Source organism: Pseudoalteromonas distincta (genome assembly GCF_005877035.1).
GTDB classification, from domain to species: Bacteria; Pseudomonadota; Gammaproteobacteria; order Enterobacterales; family Alteromonadaceae; genus Pseudoalteromonas; species Pseudoalteromonas distincta.
The window spans coordinates 1,755,449-1,780,998 of the sequence record NZ_CP040558.1 but is presented as its reverse complement, the minus strand read 5'-3'; the positions used below and the strand labels follow the sequence as shown (position 1 = coordinate 1,780,998).

20 protein-coding genes are annotated in these 25,550 nt (G+C 39.2%); 10 read left to right on the top strand and 10 right to left on the bottom strand.

From position 1 onward, the window contains the following. The first annotated feature begins 3 nt into the window (after window positions 1-3). The 5 genes from FFU37_RS07935 (at window position 4) to FFU37_RS07915 (ending at window position 6,801) form a co-directional block, all read left to right on the top strand. Entirely contained in the window at window positions 4-1,488 is a 1,485-nt protein-coding gene (locus tag FFU37_RS07935) for a tryptophan halogenase family protein (RefSeq protein WP_138489192.1), read from the top strand. A gap of 5 nt (window positions 1,489-1,493) precedes the next feature. Then, complete coding sequence (locus tag FFU37_RS07930) at window positions 1,494-2,216, top strand: DUF6445 family protein (protein ID WP_138489191.1); 723 nt, start codon at window positions 1,494-1,496, stop codon at window positions 2,214-2,216. Between the two features lie 7 nt (window positions 2,217-2,223). Continuing rightward, window positions 2,224-3,048 (top strand): ThuA domain-containing protein, encoded by an 825-nt coding sequence (locus FFU37_RS07925; protein WP_138489190.1) that lies wholly within the window; start codon window positions 2,224-2,226, stop codon window positions 3,046-3,048. Window positions 3,049-3,463: 415 nt separating this feature from the next. Then, complete coding sequence (locus FFU37_RS07920; RefSeq protein ID WP_138489189.1) at window positions 3,464-4,774, top strand: sugar porter family MFS transporter; 1,311 nt, start codon at window positions 3,464-3,466, stop codon at window positions 4,772-4,774. A 14-nt stretch (window positions 4,775-4,788) separates the two neighbouring features. Further along, on the top strand, window positions 4,789-6,801 hold the full coding sequence (locus tag FFU37_RS07915; RefSeq protein ID WP_138489188.1) for a glycoside hydrolase family 32 protein: 2,013 nt from the start codon (window positions 4,789-4,791) through the stop codon (window positions 6,799-6,801). Window positions 6,802-7,473: 672 nt separating this feature from the next. Here FFU37_RS07915 and FFU37_RS07905 read toward each other — a convergent pair. Beyond that, window positions 7,474-8,346 carry a LacI family DNA-binding transcriptional regulator gene (locus FFU37_RS07905; protein WP_239022720.1) on the bottom strand — a complete coding sequence of 291 codons (873 nt, stop codon included), beginning with the start codon at window positions 8,344-8,346 and terminating at the stop codon, window positions 7,474-7,476. Between the two features lie 322 nt (window positions 8,347-8,668). Here FFU37_RS07905 and FFU37_RS07900 point away from each other — a divergent pair, with 322 nt between their 5' ends. After that, window positions 8,669-9,949: a family 8 glycosyl hydrolase gene (locus FFU37_RS07900; protein ID WP_138489187.1), complete on the top strand. Its 1,281-nt coding sequence runs from the start codon at window positions 8,669-8,671 to the stop codon at window positions 9,947-9,949. Window positions 9,950-10,063: 114 nt separating this feature from the next. On the opposite strand, the gene FFU37_RS07895 is transcribed toward FFU37_RS07900, so the two are convergent. Beyond that, window positions 10,064-11,038 carry an SMP-30/gluconolactonase/LRE family protein gene (locus tag FFU37_RS07895; protein WP_138489186.1) on the bottom strand — a complete coding sequence of 325 codons (975 nt, stop codon included), beginning with the start codon at window positions 11,036-11,038 and terminating at the stop codon, window positions 10,064-10,066. A gap of 115 nt (window positions 11,039-11,153) precedes the next feature. On the opposite strand from FFU37_RS07895, the gene FFU37_RS07890 reads away from it, so the two are divergent. After that, on the top strand, window positions 11,154-12,287 hold the full coding sequence (locus tag FFU37_RS07890; protein WP_138489185.1) for an endo-1,4-beta-xylanase: 1,134 nt from the start codon (window positions 11,154-11,156) through the stop codon (window positions 12,285-12,287). A gap of 571 nt (window positions 12,288-12,858) precedes the next feature. Further along, window positions 12,859-15,084, top strand: a complete 2,226-nt coding sequence (locus tag FFU37_RS07885; RefSeq protein ID WP_138489184.1) for an endo-1,4-beta-xylanase — start codon at window positions 12,859-12,861, stop codon at window positions 15,082-15,084. Window positions 15,085-15,269: 185 nt separating this feature from the next. On the opposite strand, the gene FFU37_RS07880 is transcribed toward FFU37_RS07885, so the two are convergent. Both FFU37_RS07880 and FFU37_RS07875 read right to left on the bottom strand, forming a co-directional pair. Beyond that, window positions 15,270-16,223: an MBL fold metallo-hydrolase gene (locus FFU37_RS07880; RefSeq protein ID WP_007375177.1), complete on the bottom strand. Its 954-nt coding sequence runs from the start codon at window positions 16,221-16,223 to the stop codon at window positions 15,270-15,272. A 266-nt stretch (window positions 16,224-16,489) separates the two neighbouring features. Continuing rightward, window positions 16,490-16,861, bottom strand: a complete 372-nt coding sequence (locus tag FFU37_RS07875; protein WP_033021971.1) for a DoxX family protein — start codon at window positions 16,859-16,861, stop codon at window positions 16,490-16,492. 137 nt (window positions 16,862-16,998) lie between these two features. Here FFU37_RS07875 and FFU37_RS07870 point away from each other — a divergent pair, with 137 nt between their 5' ends. Then, window positions 16,999-17,886 (top strand): LysR family transcriptional regulator, encoded by an 888-nt coding sequence (locus FFU37_RS07870; RefSeq protein ID WP_138489183.1) that lies wholly within the window; start codon window positions 16,999-17,001, stop codon window positions 17,884-17,886. 59 nt (window positions 17,887-17,945) lie between these two features. Here the strand turns inward: FFU37_RS07870 and FFU37_RS07865 are convergent, their stop codons facing one another. Next, window positions 17,946-18,368, bottom strand: a complete 423-nt coding sequence (locus FFU37_RS07865) for a cupin domain-containing protein (RefSeq protein WP_138489182.1) — start codon at window positions 18,366-18,368, stop codon at window positions 17,946-17,948. 135 nt (window positions 18,369-18,503) lie between these two features. On the opposite strand from FFU37_RS07865, the gene FFU37_RS07860 reads away from it, so the two are divergent. Then, on the top strand, window positions 18,504-19,643 hold the full coding sequence (locus FFU37_RS07860; RefSeq protein WP_138489181.1) for an endo-1,4-beta-xylanase: 1,140 nt from the start codon (window positions 18,504-18,506) through the stop codon (window positions 19,641-19,643). A gap of 57 nt (window positions 19,644-19,700) precedes the next feature. Here the strand turns inward: FFU37_RS07860 and FFU37_RS07855 are convergent, their stop codons facing one another. The 5 genes from FFU37_RS07855 to xylA all read right to left on the bottom strand — a co-directional run bounded on the left by FFU37_RS07855 (window position 19,701) and on the right by xylA (window position 25,548). After that, a complete protein-coding gene (locus FFU37_RS07855; protein WP_138489180.1) occupies window positions 19,701-20,669 on the bottom strand; it encodes an aldose epimerase family protein in 969 nt (322 codons plus the stop codon). A 13-nt stretch (window positions 20,670-20,682) separates the two neighbouring features. Beyond that, entirely contained in the window at window positions 20,683-21,066 is a 384-nt protein-coding gene (locus FFU37_RS07850) for a hypothetical protein (protein WP_138489179.1), read from the bottom strand. A 107-nt stretch (window positions 21,067-21,173) separates the two neighbouring features. Next, entirely contained in the window at window positions 21,174-23,192 is a 2,019-nt protein-coding gene (gene tkt, locus FFU37_RS07845; RefSeq protein ID WP_138489178.1) for a transketolase, read from the bottom strand. A 58-nt stretch (window positions 23,193-23,250) separates the two neighbouring features. Next, window positions 23,251-24,189 (bottom strand): transaldolase, encoded by a 939-nt coding sequence (tal, locus tag FFU37_RS07840; protein WP_138489177.1) that lies wholly within the window; start codon window positions 24,187-24,189, stop codon window positions 23,251-23,253. Between the two features lie 39 nt (window positions 24,190-24,228). Next, window positions 24,229-25,548, bottom strand: a complete 1,320-nt coding sequence (xylA, locus tag FFU37_RS07835; RefSeq protein ID WP_024599023.1) for a xylose isomerase — start codon at window positions 25,546-25,548, stop codon at window positions 24,229-24,231. Window positions 25,549-25,550: the final 2 nt, after the last annotated feature.

Below are 25,550 nucleotides of genomic sequence, written 5' to 3'. Positions count from 1 at the left end.
ATTATGAATCAAAATGCAATTAAAAAAATAGTAATAGCAGGTGGCGGTACCGCCGGTTGGATGTGCAGCGCAGCAATGGCCAAGCTGCTAGGTAAAAATATTGAAGTATGCTTAGTTGAATCCGATTTAATACCTACCGTAGGGGTTGGGGAATCAACTATTCCTACGCTGCATATATTTCATGATTTACTAAAAATTAGCGAATCAGAATTTATGGCAGCCACTAATGCCACGTTTAAATTAGGCATATCGTTTGAGGGCTGGAAACAAAACCAGCAAAGCTACTTTCACTCATTTGGTTATGTGGGGCAAGGTTGTTGGGCTGCAGGTTTTCAGCACTTTTGGCTAAAAGGTATGCAACAAGGTGTAGCTGCCGATATTGGTGATTATTGCACAGAGCACGTAGCAAGTCGCTTGGGTAAATTTGCCGTAGTACCGAATCAAGACCGTAACCATGCTTATCAGTTAGATGCAGGTTTGTACGCTAAATTTTTACGAAATTTTGCACAGCAAAACGGCGCTAAACGTATAGAAGGCATGATAAGCAAAGTTAACTTAGAGCCCACTAATGGCTTTATAAAATCGCTTACTTTAGGTGACGGGCAAATTATTGAGGGCGATTTATTTATAGATTGCACCGGCTTTAAAGGTTTATTAATAGAGCAAGCGCTACACACCGGATACGAAGATTGGAGCCATTGGCTCCCGTGCGACAGCGCAGTGGCAGTACAAACCGAATTAGTAAGCCCAATAGTGCCATATACGCGTGCAATGGCACATAAATGTGGTTGGCAGTGGCAAATACCGCTGCAAAGCCGTCGTGGTAATGGCTTAGTGTTTTGTAGTAAATACATGAGCGATGATGAGGCCAAAACAGCGCTACTCAATAACGTAGAAGGCAAACCGATTAATGAGCCGCGCGTTATTAAATACCGCACCGGTACACGGCGTAAACATTGGAACAAAAACTGTGTAGCTATTGGCTTAGCAAGTGGTTTTATTGAGCCGCTTGAATCAACCAGTATTCATTTAATTCAGCAAAGCATTATAAGATTAATGCAAAACATGCCAACCAAAGCAATCGAGTCGTGCTATCAAGATGACTTTAATGACAAAATGCGCTTTGAAGCCGAAAACATTCGAGACTTTATTGTGCTGCATTACTATGTAACACAGCGCACCGATAGCGACTTTTGGCGCTACTGTAAAAACATGCCAATTCCAGAGTCGCTTGCCAAACGCATTGAGCTATTTAAGCAAAGTGGGCATGTTTATAAAGCAGAGCAAGAGTTATTTGGTGAAGCCTCGTGGTTACAAGTGATGTTAGGGCAAGGGCTAATGCCGCAAAATTATCATCCGATTGTTGATAGCATGAGCGATGATGAGCTTAAACGATTTTTAGAGTCAATAAAAAATCATGTTGCTAAAAAAGCAGATAGCTTACCGAGTCACATTGATTTTATTAATCATTATTGCAAGGCTAAGTAAGCAATATGCTAACACTTGGCAATAATTTACAGCCGCAGTATGAGTTTATAGGGCAAGAGCAAACGCCAATTATTATAATTGACGACTACCTGAGTGAGCCGCAAAAACTTATAAACTTAGCGCAAAGTGCTGATGAAAATCATGCGCAAAATCAGGGAGAGTTTAAACCTGACGAACTCACTCAATACCCAGGTTTACGCATGCCGCTGCCAAAGCAATGTGTGGTTGATTACCTAAAGCCGCTTATACAGGGGTTTTATAACGTATTTAATATTGGGCAAACACTTACCCCATACCCAAAAGATAATACCTTATCGTTAATTACTAAAACGCAGAAGCAGCTATCACCTATACAAACCTTGCCACACTTTGATACCAACGATCCTAACCTAATTGCCATTATTCATTACCTTGGCGAAGGCGAGCATGGCGGCACTGGGTTTTTTAGGCATAAAAAAACAGGGTTTGAAACAATCAGTACAAAGCGCAAAAACACGTATTTAACACATGCTCAGCAATACCTTGAATTAGCAAATACAAAGCCTAGTTACTGCACCACGCAGCACAGTGAGTTTGAGTGCTACAAGCACATAGAATATAAGCCAAATAGGCTTATTGTGTTTCCTGGGTATTTGCTGCACACCAGTTTACTTAACACGTCAACCGATATTTCGTCGTGTCCACAAACAGGGCGGCTAACGGCTAATATGTTTGTTCATTTTAAATAGGAATATTATGTTTTTTTCTTTATCTAGATTCGCATATAAAGGTTGGCTATTATGCTTTGTTGTATTGACGCTGAGTATGGTAACAGTGCAAAAAAGTCATGCTACAGGGTTTGATACGCTCCCTAAAAAGCAATTTAATGTGCTGCTATTTACAAAAACCGCAGGGTGGCACCATAAGTCGCAAACCGAAGGGGTTAAAGCGTTAGAGGTCTTAGCCGATAAGCATTTTTTTAACTTAATTTGGCACGAAGAGAGCCATTACTTTAACGACGATTACTTAAAAAATGTTGATGTAGTGGTATTTTTATCAACCACGGGCGATATTTTAAACCTAAAAGAGCAAGCCGCGCTTGAGCGATTTATAAAAGCAGGTAAAGGCTTTGTTGGCATTCATAGCGCATCAGATACCGAATACGACTGGCCTTGGTACCAAAAGCTGGTGGGGCGCACCTTTAACATTCATCCTGTTATTCAAACTGGCGTACTACGTAAAGTGCCGAATACTGTCTTTATTGGCTTAAACCATATGCCGCAGGAGATACTTTGGACCGACGAGTGGTACGAGTTTGGGCCCGAGCTAACTAAGTTAAACTACTTACTCACGGTTGATGAGCAAACTTACAACCCAACTGCCGATTGGGGTAATAACAAAACAGGCTCAGGTATGGGGGCGTTTCATCCTATTTCGTGGTATCACAATTACGATGGTGGTCGATCATTTTACACAGCCCTTGGGCATACTAATGCGGTGTATAAAAGTGAATTTTTAACCGAGCATATCTATGGCGGAATTTATTGGGCAGCAACAGGGAAAGGACTAAAAGCGCTGTAGGCAATATGTCGGGTAATCATCAATAACGAACCACACAAAGGTAATACATTGATGCAATGATTTTGTTGAGTTTACGTTTCTTTAATGTTAAAAAGACAACGTTGTCATAATGTTTGTTTAACTTTATGCTTTAAGTACTACGGGCAATTGACCGTACAATTAAATTTAGACAGATAGAGCAAATCAAAAAAGACAACGTTGTTTATTTGCAAGGGTAAATAGACATGCAATGAGAAAACACACAATTTAAGCATTTTAAAACCATAATTATCAAGGTATTGGGTATTGCTCTTATACACTGATTTAGCGCATCTAATTACCAGGTAAGTATGTAACTTAAAGCTTTAATAAGAATATAAATGCGCCCATTGTCGTGCTTTGATTAAATTGGCGCCTATAAGCAATAAGAGTTGATATGAATAAGATTATTTACTGGTCAATAACAGTCGCTGTAGCGGGGTTTTTATTTGGCTTCGACACGGCGGTTATATCTGGGGCAGATAAGCCCATTCAAGCAATGTGGGATACGAGTTCGTTATTTCATGGCTTATTTATTATGTCTTCAGCTTTATGGGGAACATTAATTGGAGCCTTAGGAGGTAATTACCCTTGTGATAAATTTGGCCGCAAACCCACATTAGTATTGGTTGGCGTATTATTTTTAGTTTCTGCTATTGGTTCTGCAATTGCGCAAGACCCTTATACTTTTGCCTTGCTGAGGTTTATTGGCGGTGTAGGTGTGGGTATCTCTTCTATTGTGGTACCCGCTTATATATCAGAAATAGCCCCTGCTAAATATCGCGGGCGGTTAGTTGCGCTTTATCAGTTTCAAATTGTGTTTGGGATTTTAATTGCATTTATTTCAAATTTCCTAATTTCAGGTACATCTGGAAACGATTGGCGTTTAATGCTTGCCGTAGAGGCAATACCTGCCGTTATCTATTTACTTATGGTTGTGAGAGCGCCTGAAAGTCCACGTTGGTTAGTACAAAATAAAAACGCTATAAAAAAAGCGCGGTCAATATTAATCCAACTAGGAGAGTCAAAGCCAGATACCGTTTTACTAGCAATTGAAAAAGATAAAAAACAAAATGTTGAGTCTAAACTGTTTTCAGGTACTTACAGTAAAGCCGCTCTACTCGCATTTTTGTTTGCGGCATTTAATCAATTATCGGGTATTAATTTCATTATTTACTATGCTCCTCGGCTTTTTGAGCTAGCAGGATTAGATGTAAACCAGGCACTACTATCAGGTGCAGGGATAGGCCTAGTTAACTTATGTTTTACTATGCTTGGCTTATTATTAATTGATAAATATGGCCGCCGTTCATTAATGTATGTTGGTTCTATTGGTTACATTATTTCATTGGCTGTCGTTGCATGGGCATTTAGCAACCAAACAGGAGGAGTATTGGTTGTTGCGTTTGTATTTGTATTTATAGCCGCACATGCAATTGGACAAGGCACAGTAATTTGGGTTTTTATAGCCGAAATATTCCCAAATAAAATACGCTCTAAAGGTCAGTCTTTAGGCTCAGGTACACATTGGTTGTTTGCTGCAGCAATCACTTTATTTATGCCTTATTTTTTAGAAAAATTTAGTCCAGCAGAGATTTTTGGCTTTTTCACTTTAATGATGGTGGGGCAGCTTATTTTTGTAGCTCGTTTTATGCCTGAAACAAAAGGGCGTTCTTTAGAAAATATTTCTATTAATACCAATAACTAAGTGTGGGGCATTCGATGCAACTAATAATTATAATACTCGTTTTGTCTTTTTTAACTGCATGTGATGCAGTAAATCAATCTCAAAACAACAAGCAATATGTAAAAGAACAATTGGCAAACGAAGCGTTTAGGCCTGCTTATCATTTTACACCTAATAAAAATTGGATGAATGATCCTAATGGAATGGTGTATTACCAAGGTGAATACCATTTATTTTATCAATATAACCCTTATGGTTCGGTGTGGGGCCCTATGCACTGGGGGCACGCAATAAGTTCTGATATGGTTGAATGGCAACATCAAGGTGTAAAGCTGTACCCAGATCAACACGGAACGATATTCTCAGGCAGTGCCGTTGTTGATTGGAAAAATAGCAGTGGCTTTGGTACAAAAGAAAACCCACCTTTGGTGGCTATTTACACATACCATAATGAGGAAAGAGCAAAACAAGGGTTAGGCGATATTCAGACACAAGGATTAGCGTATAGCATAGATAAAGGGCGTACTTGGCAAAAATATAAACATAATCCTGTACTTAAAAATTCAAATATCCGTGATTTTCGAGATCCAAAAGTTAAATGGCATCCAGCAACAAAGCAGTGGGTTATGGTATTGGCCCAAGATGACCACATAGGTTTTTATACTTCAACTAATCTAAAAGATTGGCAGTTTAAAAGTACTTTTGGAGCCCAATGGGGTAGCCATGGTGGAGTGTGGGAATGCCCTGATTTAATCCGTGTAAAAATACGCGGCACTGATAATTATAAATATGTTCTACTAGTAAGCATTAACCCTGGTGCACCTAATGGCGGCTCAGGAACTCAATATTTTATAGGTGATTTTGATGGAACAAAATTCACTTTAGATGAAAACTATCAGAAAATGCTAGCGCCTACATTGGCTGTATTTCCACAAGGTGTAGAGTTTGCAAATTTTAAAAATGGATTAAGTAAATGGCAGGTAGAAGGAAATGCATTTCATATTGCAAGTGATCAACAAGGAAAGCCAATACTGAGCTCATTTAACCAATCTGACGAAGCAACTGGTTCAGCTTTATCTGAGGCTTTTACTATTGAGCACGATTATATCAATTTTAAAATATTAGGTGGTAAACATAAAAAACGAACTGCAATTGAGTTATTGATTAACGGTGAAGTAGTTAAAAGTACAGTAGGTAGTAACTCAAATGTTATGTTAGAAACTGCGTGGGATGTGCGCAGCTTTAAAAATAAGCAAGGAGTAATTAAAGTAATCGATAGTAAAAAGGGTGATTGGGGCCACATTAAAGTTGCTGATATCACCTTTTCTGACCAAGCAGCTAGGCCAAAAATAGAGCCTGCAATTTGGCTAGATTATGGCACTGACAATTATGCTGGAGTGACTTTTTCTGATGCACCTGATAATCGTCATTTATTTATGGGCTGGATGAGCAATTGGCAGTACGCTAATTTTGTGCCAACAACAACCTGGCGTAGTGCAATGACCTTACCAAGGGAACTTGAGTTGATAAAAACATCTCAAGGGTTACGCTTAGCATCACAGCCAGTTAAAGAGTTGCAGAAAATTTTGGCCAGTACTCAAACCAAAGCTGTGCTAGAAGGTAAAAATAATTACCAACTTGACCAGGTATTTAATGTTGCTCCTGGGCAATTTAAACTAAGTTTTACCTTAGTAAACGCCAATCAAGCAATTGATATTATATTAAGTGCCGACTCGGGGGAGCAAACAATACTCTCGCTCAACCCACTAAAAGGAACACTTGTTTTAGATAGGACTAAGTCTGGACTGATTGACTTTGAGGCTGATTTTGCATCTATTCAAACGAGCCCACTGCAAAAAAACCTTACAGATTATCATGTAGATATCTGGGTTGATAAAGCGTCTGTCGAGGTGTTTGTAAATAAAGGAGTAAGTACAATGACCTCTATTGTTTTTCCTACTCAGCCGTACCATAAGGTGAGCGTAAAAGCCCTGCAGCAATTTACCTTAAAAGACATTCAATTTAATAATGTTGCTATAACAAAATAAATTCAAACACGTCTCTATATCACTTAGAGCCGTTTGGGTTTTATCGGCAAAAAATAATTTACTAGTGATTACACAGACAATACTCTTGTACCAATTTTAAAAAGCACTTAATTATTTTTAGGCTGAATTTTATGTTAACAGCATTAAAAGTGAACATTTAAAACAACTAAATAGCGCAATTTCTTAGCTACCAGCACGTTTTTATGCTTTAAAGTAGATCACTTAAGTAAATTGATACTAGGGCGTGCTGACCTTTCGTGGGTGAATTTGCAGCTGTATGTTTGGTTTTTAGGCAAGGCCGAGCCTATGTAGTGTGGTTATTCCTCATAAATAGGCGATAACGCAGCATAAATACCAAACATGCGCTGCCCGTTGGGTTCTTTCAAGGGACGATTAACTCTTTGTTGCCTACATGGATGTAGGTAAGGGGCGTGAGCAGGACGCGGAAGCTTTGCTCGGTTTTTACTTAGCCCACTAGGTTACAAACCTCGCGCCGCGATTAAATCGCCCCTAGATTGAACAAATTGCAATCCACAAAGATCAACACGCCCTAAAAGGAATCTCGTTTTATTAATTTAAATGGCAAATGTTGATGAACTAAGTCGACTCTGAGGTCTATAAGGTATTCCATAGCCCAGCGACCCATTTGTAGGTGCGGTAAAGCCATAGTGGTTAAATTTGGTTGAATAATTCAGGTATACTGCCCCAATTATCAAAGCTAGCTATACCTATATCATCGCCTATTACCATGTTTTTTTCATGCGCCACAAAGTAAATTTCCATAGCCATTGGGTCTTGCCCACAAATAATAGCATCGGGTTTAAAGCTATCGATAATTTTAGCAGCAGACTCTCGAGATATAGAGCGTTCAATTCCGTCATCTTGCTTAATGATAACCGATTCAATAAGTAAATTGCTTAAAGGTAAGCCGTGGCGCGTAAATGCATTAATAACACCTTGCTTTCGGCCTTTTGCAGCAATTATATCTTCATTTAAATTTAGAAATGCAATTCGGCGATAGCCTTTATTGATTAGTGCTGTGGTAATTTCTTCCCCGGCTTGTACTTCATCAGGTACAACACACGGAAAATCCCCATTTATTGGAAAGCAATTAGCCAATATAGTCGGGATTTTTTTTAATTCATCGGGTAATTGAACTGCACGGTGGCACATTGCTGAATAAATAACACCTTCAACCCTATTCTCTAATAGACTTACTATAGCCCTATCTATGCTTGCTTTTGTTTCATTGATGTTAAGGATTAGCAGTTCTTTGTTCTTTTTCCAGGCAACTTCTTGAGCGCCCCGAATAATATCAAAAGTGTAGGGTACGTTAAGCAGCTCATCAGCAATAATGGCGTATATATTTGTTTTTTTTCGGCGTGTTAGGCTTGCTGCTCGATTTGGGCGATAGTTTAATTCTTTTATCGCATTTAGCACTTTTTCACGGTTTACACTTTTAACACTCGGATCGTTGTTAACCACACGAGAGACTGTCTTAAATGAAACGCCAGCACGGGCAGCCACTTGCTTGATTGTAACCATACTAAATAATACCTCTTAAGAATAAAAAGAGTATACCAGCACATCTTATTTTATTTTTATGTTTTTACACTGCTTTATTGCTAATACTAAGCAAAATCTTACATACCTTTCTTTCGAGTTCATATTATCTAGGTACGAAATGAATGCGTCATTGATATGGTATTTACTGGGTGCATATTTTATTAAATTGCGACATTTTAATTGATTAAGTAAAAATTTAAGTTTTATCGAAAGTAAAATAAATGTGAAAATATCTTGATCAAATAGTCTAAAAGACTATATTGGTTTTCACGCTGATATAATTCACAAAAAGAGGATAAATATGAACGTAATTTTAAAATCTACGGCTATGTTGTTAGTGCTTGCATCTAGCCACTCTTATGCAGCTTTTAACGTAAATCCCCCGAGTGTTGGTGCTGATAGCTCGGGTACTTACCGTAACCTTGCACAGGAAATGGGTAAAACAAACATACAACAGAAGGTGAATAGTACTTTTGACAATATGTTTGGCTATAACAACACTCAACAACTTTATTACCCGTACACCGAAAACGGTGTTTATAAAGCACACTATATAAAAGCAATTAACCCAGACGAGGGCGACGATATAAGAACAGAAGGGCAGTCGTGGGGAATGACCGCCGCTGTCATGCTAAACAAACAGCAAGAGTTTGATAACCTATGGCGCTTTGCAAAAGCGTATCAAAAAAATCCAGACAACCACCCTGATGCTAAAAAACAAGGCGTTTACGCGTGGAAACTAAAGCTTAATCAAAACGGCTTTGTTTATAAAGTAGATGAAGGCCCCGCTCCCGATGGCGAAGAGTACTTTGCTTTTGCACTACTTAATGCCTCCGCTCGTTGGGGCAATTCGGGTGAGTTTAACTACTACAACGATGCCATTACCATGTTAAACACGATTAAAAGTAAGTTGATGGAAAACCAAATAATCCGCTTTTCACCTTACATTGATAACCTAACAGACCCTTCTTATCACATACCTGCGTTTTATGACTACTTTGCAAATAACGTAACTAACCAAGCAGACAAAACTTACTGGCGACAAGTCGCCACAAAAAGTAGAACCTTACTTAAAAACCATTTTACAAAAGTAAGTGGTAGCCCGCATTGGAACTTACCTACATTTTTATCACGCTTAGATGGCAGCCCTGTTATTGGCTACATTTTTAACGACCAAGCAAACCCAGGTCAATGGTATGAATTTGATGCATGGCGCGTAATTATGAATGTGGGTTTAGACGCGCATTTAATGGGTGCTCAAGCGTGGCATAAAAGCGCAGTAAATAAAGCATTGGGCTTTTTAAGTTATGCAAAAACTAACAACAGTAATAACTGTTACGAGCAAGTGTATTCGTACGGTGGGGCGCAAAACAGAGGCTGTGCGGGCGAAGGTCAAAAAGCGGCTAATGCAGTAGCGCTACTGGCTTCAACAAATGCTGGGCAAGCAACTGAGTTTTTTAACGAATTTTGGTCTTTATCGCAACCAACAGGTGATTATCGTTACTACAATGGTTCGCTGTATATGTTAGCTATGCTGCATGTATCGGGTAATTTTAAGTTTTATAACAACACGTTTAATTAAAATAACGCTACCTAAGTAGCAAAAACTTAGATAATAAAAAACCGGTGTAACTAAGTTACACCGGTTTTTATACTTAACGAGTGAGCTTAACTTTCTCTTTAATAAGTTACTTTATTAGTTAACCAAACCAGCTATTTTTACATCAAGTGTAAATAACCCCTTAGCGGTAGTTATTAATAATGTTTTTCGGTTTTTACCACCAAACGCAAGATTAGTTACATTAGGGCCCAGTTCAATTTTATCGATGAATGCACCTTCTGGCGTATAAATATTAATAACGCCTTTACTGTGGCTGCTAACGTAAATATTGCCAGCAGAATCTACTTTTATACCATCGGGGGAGGTTACTTTAATAAAGTCTTCGCGTGGTGAAATATTACCGTTTTCATCAATAGTGTATTTGCTGACGCGGTTACTAAAATCACCAATATAAAGGGTATGCTGATCTGGGGATAGTGCAACACCGTTGGGCTTTTCAAGCGTAGCGTCAATTAAACTAAGTACGCCCATATTACTTAACTTATACACACCGGTATAAGGTATTTGCTGAGTGCGTTCGCCTAGTTGCCAATTAGGATCTGTAAAGTAAATATCGCCATTTCTGTGCATAGTCATATCGTTTGGCGAGCTAAAGCTTAACCCATCAAACTTATTGACTATTACGGTATTGGTCTTGCTTTTTATATTAATTTTAGAAAGCGACTGCGTATTGTGGTTAAGGTTATAAAGGTTGCCGCTTTTTGCATACAGGCCATTTGTACCACTGTGTTTTAAATAAGTGGTGATGGTATTAGGCAATTGCAATTTATAAATGGTGGAGTCGGGGCCTAGTGCTTGCAGGCTTGCAAAGTTCATTTCTGAAAAATAAAACGCATTGTCTTGGCTTGACCACGTTGGGCCTTCTAAAAACAAAAAATCGTCACTAACAAGTGTGGGTATTACGCCCTTTATTAGCGGTGATTGCTCATTGCTTTGGCTGTTTACAGCGTTTAACAAAGCTGGGTTTTGAAGTTGTTGTGCCAGCGCTGTTTTATTTATACAGAGCATTAATATAACTAAGCTTAGCGTTTTTTTGTGTGTTTTTAGCATGGACGTTTACTCAGGTTTGTTTAATTTATAATTAATGGTCACATTGACTATATCATTTATTTTTTTCGTTGTATGATATTTATCGAAAATAATAACGATTCAACGGAGCACACATATGCATAAAAAATACACACTTAGCCTGCTTTTACTTGCAGGATCATTAAGCGTAGACGCTGCACAAGACCCAGCCCTTAAAAACACCTTTGCAGACTCATTCAAAATGGGGGTTGCTGTAAATCAAGATATAGTGACAGGCCAAAACACCGCCGCACAGTCAATTATTGCTAAGCAATTTAATACAGTGACGCTTGAAAATGCTATGAAAGCAGAAGTAATTTACCCACAGCAAGGTAAGGTTGATTTTAGTGGTGCAGATGCGTTTATAGATTTTGCCAAGCAAAATAACTTGTTTACGGTAGGGCACACCTTAGTGTGGCATAACCAAACGCCTGACTGGTTTTTTACAAATAGCAAAAATGAGCCAAATACCCCTGCAGAGCAGCTTGAGCAAATGCGCAAACACATAGAGCTGGTAGCAGGGCGCTATAAAAACAATGTAGATGCGTGGGATGTAGTAAACGAAGTAATAGCTGATGACGGCTCTTATCGCCCAACTGTGTGGGTTAACCGCATAGGTAATGGTGATACGATGGTAAAAGCCGCGTTTAAATACGCCCAACAGTATTCACCTAATACTGAGCTTTATTACAACGACTTTAATGCATGGCGACCAGAAAAAAGAGACGGCATTATACGTATGATCAAAATGCTGCAAAAAGAAGGAATTCGAATCGACGGCATAGGCATACAAGCGCACTGGGGGCTTAATTTTCCTAAAATGCAATATATTGAACAAGCCATTGACGCCTACGCCGCGCTGGGTATAAAAGTGATGATCACCGAGCTTGATATAGACGTGCTGCCGTTAACAAAAGAGGGGCAAATTACCGGCACCGATATGATGAAACCACAATTTCAGCTAGAAGAGTTTGAAACCTACCTCGACCCATATAAAAATGGCTTGCCAAGCGACGTAGAGGCGCAATTAAACGCCCGTTATAAAGCCTTGTTTGAACTGTTTTACGCAAAGCGAGACAAGATAGACCGCGTAACCTTTTGGGGATTACACGATGGTATGTCGTGGAAAAACGACTACCCAATCCCAAACAGAACAAACTACCCATTACTATGGGATCGTAATTTAAACCCTAAGCCAGTTATTAAAACAATTACTGATGTAGTTCAGTAAACCGCATTGTGTAGTCAAAGCCGAGTATTTTTAAATACTCGGCTTTTTTTGTTTGCAAATTTCCACATAGGGGCTAATAAAAGTCATTTTACTAAGCGATGAGCTGGTAAACCTTGATCTTACCGAAGTAATACAAGCACAAGTATCACTTACACCTTCTATTTAATTATTTTTCTCAAACTCAAAGCATACTCAATATGCAACGGGTTAAATTTTAGTCTTGATACTTATTGTTAAATAGACTATAACAATGTTGGTTTTAGGTTAATTTAATAATTGTATATTCACACACACAATATAAAACAATAAATTTTAATTTAAACCTTAACTATAACTCGATGATTTTAATTTTATATTTGTGCTCTTGTACAAGGTAAATATTAACGTTTGAAGAGATATTAAAATAATAAATATAAATGACTGTTTGTTTTTATAATTAGTTATAGTCATATTGAATAATATAATTTTATGGTGCAGTAGAAAGACTCTATCATATTTTATTCACTCAAATGGCTTTACTGCACCTAGTTCAAAAACGACTCATTTATTGCTTTAGTCTAAGGAATAAAAAATGAATAAATCGATTTTTCGTAACACCGGATTAGTGACCTTAGTATCACTATTAATGGCGTGCGGGGGGGATAATAAAGATACACCAGTGCCTGAACCCATACCTGAAGTAGTAGCCCCTGATACTCCAGCGCCTGAAGCGCCAATAGCAGCTGAAATAACAAATGGTGGGTTTGAAGAAGACACTTCAGGGCAAACAACGCCCGTCGGGAATTGGGTATTTAGACCAGATCAAGAATCAAGCGCTACTTCTACTATAGAGGTAATTGAATCGCAAGAAGGCGTTAATACTTACAAAGGCACCAAAGCAGCTGAGGTTATTGTTAATACATTGGGTGACAACCCTTGGGGAATTGAAATAGCTTATGAAGACCTTCCTATCACTGGAGGTAAAAATTACGAGTTTAGTGTTTGGGCCAAAGGGGAAGAAGGAACCAGTGCCGATTTTTGGATTCAAACACCTGCGCCAGATTATGGTCAACTTAGCCTAGTAAAAGAAACACTCACAGGCGAGTGGCAAAAAATAACATTAACAGCCGCAACAGCTGAAGCTGACTCCTTAGTTAGGCTGGCAATTCACTTTTCAAAAAAAGAGAACATTAACAAGCCTATATACCTAGACGAATTTTCAGGCTTTATTTTAGACGATGTCCCAGCAGAAGAAATACCCGATGTTCAATACAGCGAAGTAACTGCACAAAGTTTAAAAGCATTAGCACCTAATTTTAATATTGGTGTGGCTGTGCCAGCGGGTGGTTTTGGTAACAGCATAATAGACAGACCAGAGATTAAAGCGATTATTGAACAACACTTTAATCAGCTCTCTGCTGAAAACATTATGAAGCCTACCTATTTACAACCAACCCAAGGCGAATTTTTTTACGATGATTCTGATGAGCTAGTTAACTACGCCAAAGACAACTCACTCACGGTACATGGCCATGTTTTTGTTTGGCACTCGCAAATTGCGCCTTGGATGCAAAGTTTTCAAGGTGATAAAGCCGCGTGGATAACCATGATGGAAAATCACATCACTCAAGTTGCCACTCATTTTGAAGAAGAAGGCGATAACGATACCGTAGTTAGCTGGGATGTAGTTAACGAAGCGTTTATGGAAAATGGTAAATATCGTGGTGAAAAAACCACAAACGACAGCGCCGATGAATCTGTATGGTTTGAAAATATAGGAGCCGAATTTTTACCGTTAGCCTATAAAGCAGCAAGAGCGGCCGACCCTGATGCTGATTTATATTACAACGATTATAACCTGATTTGGAACGCCGATAAATTAGATGCCGTTATATCTATGGTTAACGATTTTCACAACAACGGCGTGCCTATTGATGGCATAGGGTTTCAATCTCATATTTCACTTAACAGCCCTGACATTTCAACCATTCAGGCACACCTTCAAAAAGTGGTCGATATTCGCCCTAAAATAAAAGTGAAAATTACCGAGCTAGATGTTCGTATGAACAACGAAGGCGGCATTCCTCTAACTTACTTAACAAGTGAAAGAGCGGATGAACAAAAGCAGTACTATTACGATATTGTTAAAACCTACCTAGAAACGGTACCTGAAGATCAGCGCGGTGGTATTACTATTTGGGGGGTGATTGATGGTGATAGTTGGTTACAAACTTGGCCAGAACCGACAACTGAATGGCCACTGTTATTCTTTAATGACTATACACCAAAACCGGCTTTGCAAGGTGTTGCCGATGCGCTGCAAGAGCTAATTGAAGTAGCAGAGCCAGAGCCTTCAGCAGAGCTGCTAACTAATGGTGACTTTGAAGCCGGTCTTGATTCATGGCAATCACGAGGCAGTGCTACTATTTCACTTGAAACAACCCAAGCTCACAGCGGAAATAATAGTGCTTTAGTACAAGGGCGAACTGAAACGTGGAATGGGTTACAAAAAGATGCAAAAGGCTTATTTACAGCAGGTAAAACCTATAATGTATCTGCGTGGGTTAAGTTATCTGACGATAACGCAGCGGTATCGCCAGGAGTTAAGCTCACACTGCAAATTGAGCATGCGAGCACTGAATACCTCGAGCTAACCACTGTTAAAAACGTAGTTGCAGGCGATTGGGTACAGCTTTCGGGCACTTATACCCATTCAATAACAACCGAGGAAAGCGCCGCTTTACTTTATGTTGAGTCAAACGAACTGACTGCTGATTTTTATGTAGACGACGTATCGGTCACTTTGGTAGAACAATAAACCAAACTAACAGTAATTAACCCCACATTTGATAGTCTGTATTTTTATACAGACTATTTTTTTGAGGGCTTTCATAAAAAGAAGTGCACTATGCTTTTATATTAGTAATGAGTATCGCTTTAAAGCGACATATACCGTCATTATAAATACATTAGCACGATAACGCCGGTGCGTGAAAAGCTATATTAGTTTGACTCAAATGACGAAAGTTTCTTTTGAACGTTATTTCGTAATACATCGTCTATGTACTCATTAAATGCCTTATTACCGGTTACCACGGGGTTTCGTTGATCAGATTTACGATTTTTTAATGTATTAATTTGATTAATTAGATCATGTGAAAACGGGTGGTTTGAGATACTTCCATCAACATCGTTTTTGTTTGCAATTTTTTGAAAATAATTTAAAGAGTGCAAATAAGTTTGATTTGCTTCTTTAGTATCCGGTAAACCGGTACCTCCCCAAAGTGCAACTGTATGAGGTATGCCATTATCTGTAACAGGTATTATCAAAGACAACCCACCAGGCGTATGCCCTGGTGTAGCAAGTACCGTCAAATTAGTTTTACCTAAACTTATTTTTTCGCCATCGATAACTTGGGTGTAAGTGCTAGGTAATGGTATTTCGGTAGAAAAGTTACCGAAAGGATCAGTTAATACAGGTGCATTTGGATTATGGATGTAGTCCCACTCATTTTTTCTCATTAAAATTTTAGCGCCATAATGTGATTCAAAGTAGTGAGCGCCACCATAATGGTCGCTGTGGCCGTGAGTAACTATAACGTATTTAATATCTTCAGGATTTAAGCCTAACTCTTTTAGTCCAGGAACAATCACATGTTTGGCATCGTGCGGGGTCCACATGGTATCGATTAAAATAATGCCCTCAGTTGTAGTGATAACAAAAGTGCCTACGCTGATATATCCTACAAAATAAAGGTTATCAAATAGCTGAGTGGGTTCAACAACAGTGGTATTGAACAAATCACTAGAGGTTAGCGAGGAAGGTAATTTATTTAATCTAGTACTTATTTTATCTTCACTCAATTTTGTAATATTACCGTTATTTGACGTTGTGCAGCCGCTCAGTAAGTAAGTTATTACTGTAATCGAGAAAATGCCTAAAAATGTTTTTTTCATATTTTACACCTTAGTTAATTAGGCATATTAAAAGCCCAAGTAATAAACTTTAGTACGTCGTCTATTTAATTATTAAATACAGGGTATGAACTCAAAATTAAAATTTAATGAATAAAACAACCTTAGCCTTTGTTTGTTTAGAGATCGAGTTTGTTATCTTTATCCTAAATTAGAGATGCGAAAGCATTTGTCATTTTGTAAATGAGGGTTTGAATAACGATAGAAGCGAATATATCGTTATTCATTGTATTGAAAATAGCTCTAGGTTACTTACTATCCAAGGCGTTTATATCATTGACTCGGTTAATTATGATATTAATTAAAAAAGCACATAAAATAACGGCAGGTATTGCATTGGCAACACTGTCGTAAACTACATGAAAAAATGTTGCACCAGCCATAATAACTAACAAACCACTTGCAGCTAAAATACTTAGTTTTTTTATCCAAATAGCAATAGCACCTGCAAGTTCACTTGCACCAATAAAATAGCCAAACCAAGCAGGTAAACCCATGAGTGCAAAAGATAAGTGCATTTGCTCAACTCCTACTAGTTTTGCAGAGCCTGCAGCTATAAAGGCAAGTGTTGTTAATCCTAGTGATGTATACATAAAAATTCTTTTTACTTTTGTGCTCATGTTATTCCTAGCTTTAATAAGAGTGATTTAAGCAGATGCTTAGCTTTTGACGTTAGAATAATCACAGTTCTTATTAATTAATATTGAATGTTTTTTTATAAGATATAAACTTTAGCTTTACATGTTTGGCGTAAATTATGAAATTAGAACAGCTTAGTATGTTTGTTACTGTTGCTCAGGTTGGATCATTGAGTGAAGCAAGTGCTCTTTTACACAAAACTCAACCAGCTATAAGTCAAGGTATTAAGCAACTAGAAAATACCCTTAACTTTGCCTTATTTAGTCGTAATGGTTATCGGTTAGAGCTTACCAGTGCAGGAAGAACTATGTTTCATAAGGCTATGAAATTGCTAGATGATGCAGCACAACTTAAACAAGTTGCACACCACATAGCACAGGGAAACGAGGTAAGTATAACGATTGCAATTGAAGCATCATTTAATTTAAAAGGTATTTTACCATTACTAAAAAATATGCAAAATCAGTTCCCTGAAACTCAAATAATAATCAGGCAAGAGTACATAACAGGTGCAATTGAAGCCTTACTTGATGGCGGTGCCGATCTGTGTATAACACCAACAATGGAATTTTCTGCACAAGAAGAGAAAATTGAAAAGCATTTGTTAAATAGCGGCTCATTAATCAATGTAGCTTCCCCTTTGTTGTTAAAGCGAAATCCAAACCTTAGGCAAGCCACTGATTTGTTGAACGAATACCAAATAATTGTGCAGGACTCAGGCACTGGTTCAAAAAACATAGAGTGGGGTGTACAGCAAGGTCAGCGACGATGGTATGTAAATGACTTTCCAACTAAAAAAATGCTTATCGAAAGTGCAATGGGTTGGGGCAAATTACCAGGTTATTTAGCTGATGAAGGTATTGCAAATAATACTCTGAAAATGCTGTCACTTAGTGATGTGCAAAATATAACGCCTCTAAAATATTACATTATTAAGAAAAGGGGAGAAGTGTTGGGACCTGTAGGTGAGGCCGTGTGGGAGCAATTTAAAAACTATCAGATATAGCAATTACATATATGTGAAAAACGTATTTAAATTACTTCCCTAAAAAAAGCCACTAAAACCTACTTAGTTTGATATCTTACTACCACAAACTTAAGCGGCACATCGCCGTTATTATAAATGCCGTGTACGTCGTTAGGGGCTGCAAATAAGATATCTCCACTATGAGCAGGCTGGCTTTTGCCATTAAGCGTCCAGGTACCTGACCCCTCTAAAATCATTAAGTATTCTTCATCAGGATGCTGGTGGGCGGGGTGTATTTCGTTATTAGGTTTAATAACCGCAACGCCTGTAATAGCGCCCTTGGTGAGTGGTGTATCGCCGTAAAAGTAAGTATGAAAATCAGCGCCTTCGTAATGAGTAATGTGCGCGTCTTTTTGACTCACAATAGCTGATGTAAGTTGAGTGGGTTTATCAGCTGCGTTTACAGTTAATGCAAAGATGGCTACTGCTATTAATGATAAGGTGGTTGTTATATTTTTCATGTGTGTCCTTGCTAATTTTCGTGCTAGTTAAAAGTGTTATTTTTGTTCAGTCTATTTTAATAAAACGTTGTTGTCAAAAAGACTATATGGTGTTAAGTTTACGTTGCACACTAAAAAACACACAACAGGTACATCATGCATAAAAATAAATTTACGATTGCTATTTTATTAGGAATGTCGAGCCTTGCACTTGGCTGTAATGGCTCAGCAGAGCAAAGTAAACCAACATTAAAAGCGCCGGAGCAATTAACGCTAAAAGCGCAATTTAAAGGCCACTTTAAAATTGGTACAGCGATTAGCCGTGACCAAATATTAGGGGCTTTGCCTGAAGATTTAAACGTAGCTAAAGCGCAATTTAATACCTTTACGCCAGAAAACTCAATGAAGTGGGAGCGTATACACCCAGAGCTAGAAACCTATGATTTTGAAGCCGCTGATGCGTTAGTTCAGTACGCACAAGAGAACAACCAAGAATTAGTTGGGCATACATTAGTGTGGCATTCGCAAACTCCTGACTGGGTTTTTGAAGACGAACAAGGCGAGCCGCTAACCCGCGATGCATTACTTAAGCGCATGCAAAACCATATTAATGCTGTTGCAGGGCGTTATAAAAACCGCATTTTTGCATGGGACGTGGTAAACGAAGCACTTAACGAAGACGGCACACTGCGTGAATCTAAATGGAGCACCATTATTGGTGACGACTTTATAGAATATGCGTTTAAATACGCTAAGCAGGCAGCGCCTAATGCCAAGCTATACTACAACGATTACAACTTATATAAGCCAGAAAAAAGAGCCGGTGCAATTGCGCTTATTAAAAACTTGCAAAGCAAAGGTATTGAAATTGATGGAATTGGTATGCAAGCGCATTATTCCCTTGATAACCCAGAGCTTTCGTTAATGGAAGACTCTATTGTGGCATACGCTGCAACGGATATTGATGTGATGATAACCGAGCTTGATATTTCGGTATTACCGTTCCCTGAAGGTGAAGAACAAGGGGCTGATATTTCGTTAGATATTGCGCTGCAAGAGCGCTTTAACCCATACCCGAATGGTTTGCCTAGTGAAGTAAACACCCAGTTAGGCGAGCGCTATAAAGCTGTGTTCGACATACTTAAAAAACATGACGATAAAGTAAGCCGCGTTACTTTTTGGGGCATAAGCGATGCACGCACTTGGCGCAACGATTGGCCAATGCAAGGGCGCACCGATTACCCATTATTAATTGACCGTGAGTTAAAACTTAAAAGCTTTGTAAGCGATTTATAATAGCACTAAACATTTAACCTCCCGCAAAGGATCGCTTAATAGCGATCCTTTTTTGGTTTACATAGTAGTTAAACAATAACTTATGTGTGTTTGCAAAGGCACTTGAGGTGTTAAATAGCTAAAAGGAAAATGTGGGTTATTAGGGCTGTCGGGGAAAAATTGCGGCTCTAGGCAAATACCGTCAAATTGGTTAAACGGATTTTTTAAGTGCTGCCCTGTATATACCTGAATAGCAGGGTAGTTAGAAAACACGTTTAGCATGAGTTTTTCATCAGCGCTTGTAAGCTCTGCGTGTTGCTTATTGGTTTGCAGATTAAGCACTTGTTCGGTGACAAAGTTATGATCGAGTTTATCGGTTTTATTAAGTACACGCGTATTTGTGTAGTCAAAAGTTGTATTTGCTACAGGGGCTATTAAACCTGTGGGAATGGCATTTGTATCTATGGGGGTATAATGCGCGGCGGCCAGTTTTAATGTATGCCCTTGTGCGCTGTTAGTAATGCCATTTAAATTAAAATATGGGTGCGCTGTTGGCCCTGCAATGGTTTTTTTATTACTGGTAATCGTAAATTTAATATCAAGATTACTTTGGTTTTTACTGTTAGTGGTAAAGGTATACAGCACGTTAAATATAGTTTTACCGGGGTAGCCGTTATAACCATCGGGTAGGGTAATACTTAAACTTAACGCATTTTTTTGATGGTAATCGAGCTGCCAAAACAAGTCGCTTAATGCTTTTTGACCGCCGTGGAGTTGGTTTACTCCTTCGTTTTTATTAAGTGCATAGGCTTTATCATCGATGTTTATTTGGGCGTTACTTAGCCTGTTTGCATAAGGACCGGCTACAGCGCCTAAGTAAAACGTGTCGTTTAAATAGTCATTAATATTAGAATAGCCAAGTATAATATTTCGTTTTTTATTATCAACATGGGTAACCCAGCTGGTAAGCCGGGCACCATAGTTAATAATAGAAATAGTGTCGTTTGCTTCATTACTTAGTGTGTATTGAACAATTGAAGTTGTCATGTTGGTTACTCTTTTAATTGTTCGTTCTAGCTTTTTTAATTTCTTCTTTTACGATTGGGTACAGATTGTATGTTGGATAAAACTCAGTGCTGTAGGCTTTCCAACCATAACGTTCAATCGATAAATTTACTTTTGGTAATAACGCTGCCGGAAAGCGCAAGGTAACTACTTGCCCTATACCCATCATTACTTTCCAAGATTCTACTGTTGCGCCCTCTGGTGGGAAGTGTTTGTAAAAGTTAGTGTTGTTTAGTATTTCTTTTATCTCAGAGAGGTTTTTTGATTGGTCGTGCTTTAAAAAAATCGTTAGCATTAGTTCATCATTTTGCTCGTCATTTGCCCATGCGTTAAAACTAGTACTTGCACTAAAAAGCATAATTAATAGTAAATATTTCATAGTTCACCTTTGTTAGTTAATTATAAAAATGCGCCGAGCTTTGGGAGGCTTAGCGCATTAATTGGATAAAGTTTGGATTATTTAGCGCATTACGCGTACTAAATATATTAAGCGTTGGCTTTAATTAACGCCTGCGCGGTGCTCACTACATTTTTGGTGGTAAAGCCAAAATGCTCTAATAACACGTTACCTGGCGCCGACTCACCAAAAGTGCTCATACCAATTACTTTTCCTTGTAAGCCTACATATTTTAGCCAGTAATCTTGGTGTGATGTTTCAATTGCAATACGGTTTGCTACCGAGTTTGGCAATACACTTTGCTTGTAATCGTCTGATTGTAGATCAAACAATGTGGTGCTTGGCATTGATACCACACGCACTGCAACACCTTGTGTTGTCAGCTCTTTTGCGGCTTGCATTGCTAAATCAACTTCAGACCCCGTTGCAATTAAAATAAGCTCAGGCGCTTTATTGCTTTCGCTAAGAATATAGCCGCCTTTTTCTATGTCGCTAATTTGCTGAGCGCTGCGTGGCTGGTGGTTGAGCCCTTGGCGACTAAAAATAAGCGCTGTAGGTTGCTGCTGATTTTGTATCGCGTTTTTCCATGATACTGCAGTTTCTACTGCGTCACATGGGCGCCATGTGACTAGGTTTGGCGTCATACGTAGGTTGGCTAGTTGCTCAATAGGTTGGTGAGTTGGACCGTCTTCACCTTGGCCAATAGAGTCGTGGGTATACACAAATATATTTTGAATACCCATAAGTGCCGACATTCTTACTGCGTTACGGGCGTATTCCATAAACATTAAAAATGTAGCACCGTAATTAATAAAACCACTGTGCAGTGATATGCCATTCATAATGCCGCTCATACCAAACTCGCGCACGCCATAAAACAGGTAATTACCGCTGGCGTCATCTGCGCTTATGCCTTTAGAGCCAGACCACAGCGTTAAGTTAGAACCGGCTAAATCGGCAGAGCCACCCAGTAACTCTGGTAAATGCGGGGCAAAGGCTTCAATGGTGTTTTGCGAGGCTTTTCGGCTGGCAATATTAGCGGCGTCTTTGTTGCACTGTGCAATATAGTTGTTTGCAATAGCTTCGAAGTTGTCAGGAAGGGTGCGTTTAATTACGCGTCGCTCAAATTCTTTAGCAAGCTCTGGGTGGCTTTTGGTGTAGTCGCTAAACAGTTGCTGCCATTGTTTTTGTTTTTTATCACCGCTTTGTTTAGCGTCCCAATGGGCGTAAATATCATCACTGATACTAAATGCTTCATTTGGTAGGTTTAAAAATTTGCGCGCCGCAGTTATTTCGTCATTACCTAATGGCGAGCCATGGCAGTCGTGCGAGCCTGATTTATTTGGCGAGCCAAAACCAATCACGGTTTTACAACAAAGTAGAGTAGGTTTATCGCTCACTTGTTTGGCTTGCGCAATGGCGCTGGCAATTTGCTCTGGGTCGTGGCCGTCAATATCTTTTATTACATGCCAGCCGTAAGCGTCAAAGCGTTTAGCGGTGTCGTCGGTAAACCAGCCATCAACGTGTCCGTCGATAGATATGCCGTTATCGTCCCAAAAAGCAATAAGTTTACCCAGGCCTAATGTGCCTGCAAGCGAACATGCTTCGTGCGATATGCCTTCCATTAAACAGCCATCACCCATAAAACAGTAAGTGTAATGATCTACAATATCAAAACTCTCTTTGTTAAATTGTGCTGCTAGGGCTTTTTCGGCAATAGCCATACCTACGGCATTTGATAAACCTGCGCCAAGCGGACCTGTGGTTGTTTCAACACCTGGGGTGTAACCGTATTCAGGGTGACCTGGGGTTTTTGAATGCATTTGTCTAAATTGTTTAAGCTCGCTTAGTGGTAGTTCGTACCCGCTTAAATGTAATAAAGAATAAATAAGCATAGAGCCGTGACCGTTACTGAGTACAAAGCGGTCTCGGTTTGGCCAATTTGGATCGGTTGGATTGTGGTTTAAAAAATCGTTCCACAGTACTTCGGCTATATCGGCCATACCCATAGGTGCGCCCGGATGCCCTGAGTTTGCTTGCTGTACCGCATCCATACTGAGTGCACGAATGGCATTAGCAAAAGGCGCACGAGAAGAAAGTTGAGTCATGTATTACCTCAAATAAAATTAAAAAAGCCCGCACGTTATGTGGCAGGCTTGAGGGAAATTAGTTTAGTAAGTCTTCAACCAATTTAGTCAAAATACGCTGATCTTTGGCAAAATTACGAATACCTTCACCGAGCTTTTCGCTGGCCATTGCATCTTCGTTGTGCTGCCATAAAAATTGCTCATGGGTGAGTGCGGTTAAGTCACTTTGCGGTGCTTTGGCAATGTTTGCAGCGTCAAGCTTTGTAACCAGTTCACCTTCTTGGCTTTGTAAATCATTGAGTAATGATGGCGAGATAGTCAGTAAATCGCAGCCAGCAAGTTCGATTATTTCCTGAATGTTTCTAAAGCTTGCACCCATTACCACGGTTTTATAATCGTACTTTTTATAGTACTGATAAATACCTGTAACCGACTGCACACCAGGATCTTCGCTTGGGGTGTATTCTTTATTATCGCGGGCTTTGTACCAATCAAGAATACGACCAACAAACGGAGATATAAGCGTTACGTTAGCTTGTGCGCACGCAATGGCTTGAGCCATCGAAAAAAGCAGCGTTAAGTTACACTTAATGCCTTCTTTTTCTAACTGCTCGGCGGCTTTAATGCCTTCCCATGTTGAAGCAAGTTTAATAAGTACGCGGTCTTTTGAAATACCCGCTTGCTCGTAAAGTGAAATAAGCTTACGCCCTTTGGCAATACTTGCTTGGGTATCAAACGATAAACGCGCATCTACTTCGCTCGATATACGCCCAGGTATTACTTTTAGTATTTCACAGCCAAAGTTAACAATAAGTTGGTCGCATATAGCGTCAACGTTGTTGCCAGCTTTATTTATAGCGTCTTCAATTAAATGTTTATATTGAGGTAATTTTGCAGCTTGTAAAATTAACGAAGGATTGGTTGTTGCATCAACCGGTTGTAGGGCTTTGATTGACTCTACATCGCCACTGTCGGCAACGACTGTGGTTACTTTTTTGAGTTGTTCTAACAAGTTCATAATGATGTACGCCTCGGCTTTAAAACCGAGGCGATGTCCTTATACGTAGCGGTTAACAATATTCTCAAGCAGCTCTTGTCGGCCAGAAACTTGCTTAGGATCGATGTTGTTTTCGTGTACTAAGGCTGAAAGGCTTTCAAGTGATTGCTCACCATTTAGAATGCTTTGACCTAGGTCTTCTTTCCAGCCTGCGTAACGTTTTTCTACAAAGTCAGAAAGCTCGCCGCCTTCAATCATTGCTGCTGCATTGAGTAATGCTTTTGCCATCGTATCCATACCACCAATATGACCGATAAATAAATCATCACGCTCACACGATTGACGACGAAGTTTAGTATCAAAGTTAAAGCCGCCCGTTGTAAAACCACCCATTTTTAAAATTTCGTAAACAACAAGTGTGCATTCAGCTACGTCGTTAGGGAATTGATCAGTATCCCAACCGTTTTGCATGTCGCCACGGTTAGCATCAATACTACCCATAATGCCCTCAGCGCAAGCAACTGCAATTTCGTGGTGGAAGCTATGACCCGCAAGTGTTGCGTGGTTTGCTTCAATGTTTACTTTAATTTCGTCTTGTAAGCCGTGCTTGTATAAAAAGCCTGCAACCGTTGCTGTATCGTAATCGTACTGGTGCTTAGTTGGCTCTTGTGGTTTTGGCTCAATTAATAATGTGCCTTTAAAACCAATTTTTTTCTTGTGTTCTACAACCATTTTCAAAAAGCGTGCGTACTGTTCGCTTTCTTGTGCAAGGTCTGTATTTAGTAGTGTGTCGTAACCTTCACGACCACCCCAAAGTACGTAGTTTTCGCCGCCTAAACGATGCGTAATTTCCATTGCATGTTTAACTTGTGCTGCTGCATATGCATACGTATTAGGATTAGGGTTTGTTGCACCACCGGCACAAAAACGCTGATTTGAGAATAAGTTAGCAGTACCCCACAGTAGTTTTACACCTGTGCGCTGCATTTCTTTTTCGATAATGTTAGCTATGTGCGTTACGTTATCGTGGCTTTCTTGTAGTGTTTTGCCTTCAGGGGCAATATCAACATCATGAAAACAAAAGTAAGGAACGCCTAATTTTTCATAAAATTCAAAGGCTACTTTTACTTTTTGTTCAGCAAGTTCTAATTGATTGCCTACAGGTTGGATCCAAGGACGGTCAAACGTACCTTCACCAAAAATATCAAACCCTGTAGAACAAAAGTTATGCCAGTAACAGGCTGCAAAACGTAAATGTTCTTTCATTGTTTTGCCAAGCACTACTTGGTTTTCGTCGTAGTAACGAAATGCAAATGGGTTTTTAGAGTTTTCACCCTCAAATTTGATTTTTTCAACGTTTGTAAAAAATTGTTCGCTCATAA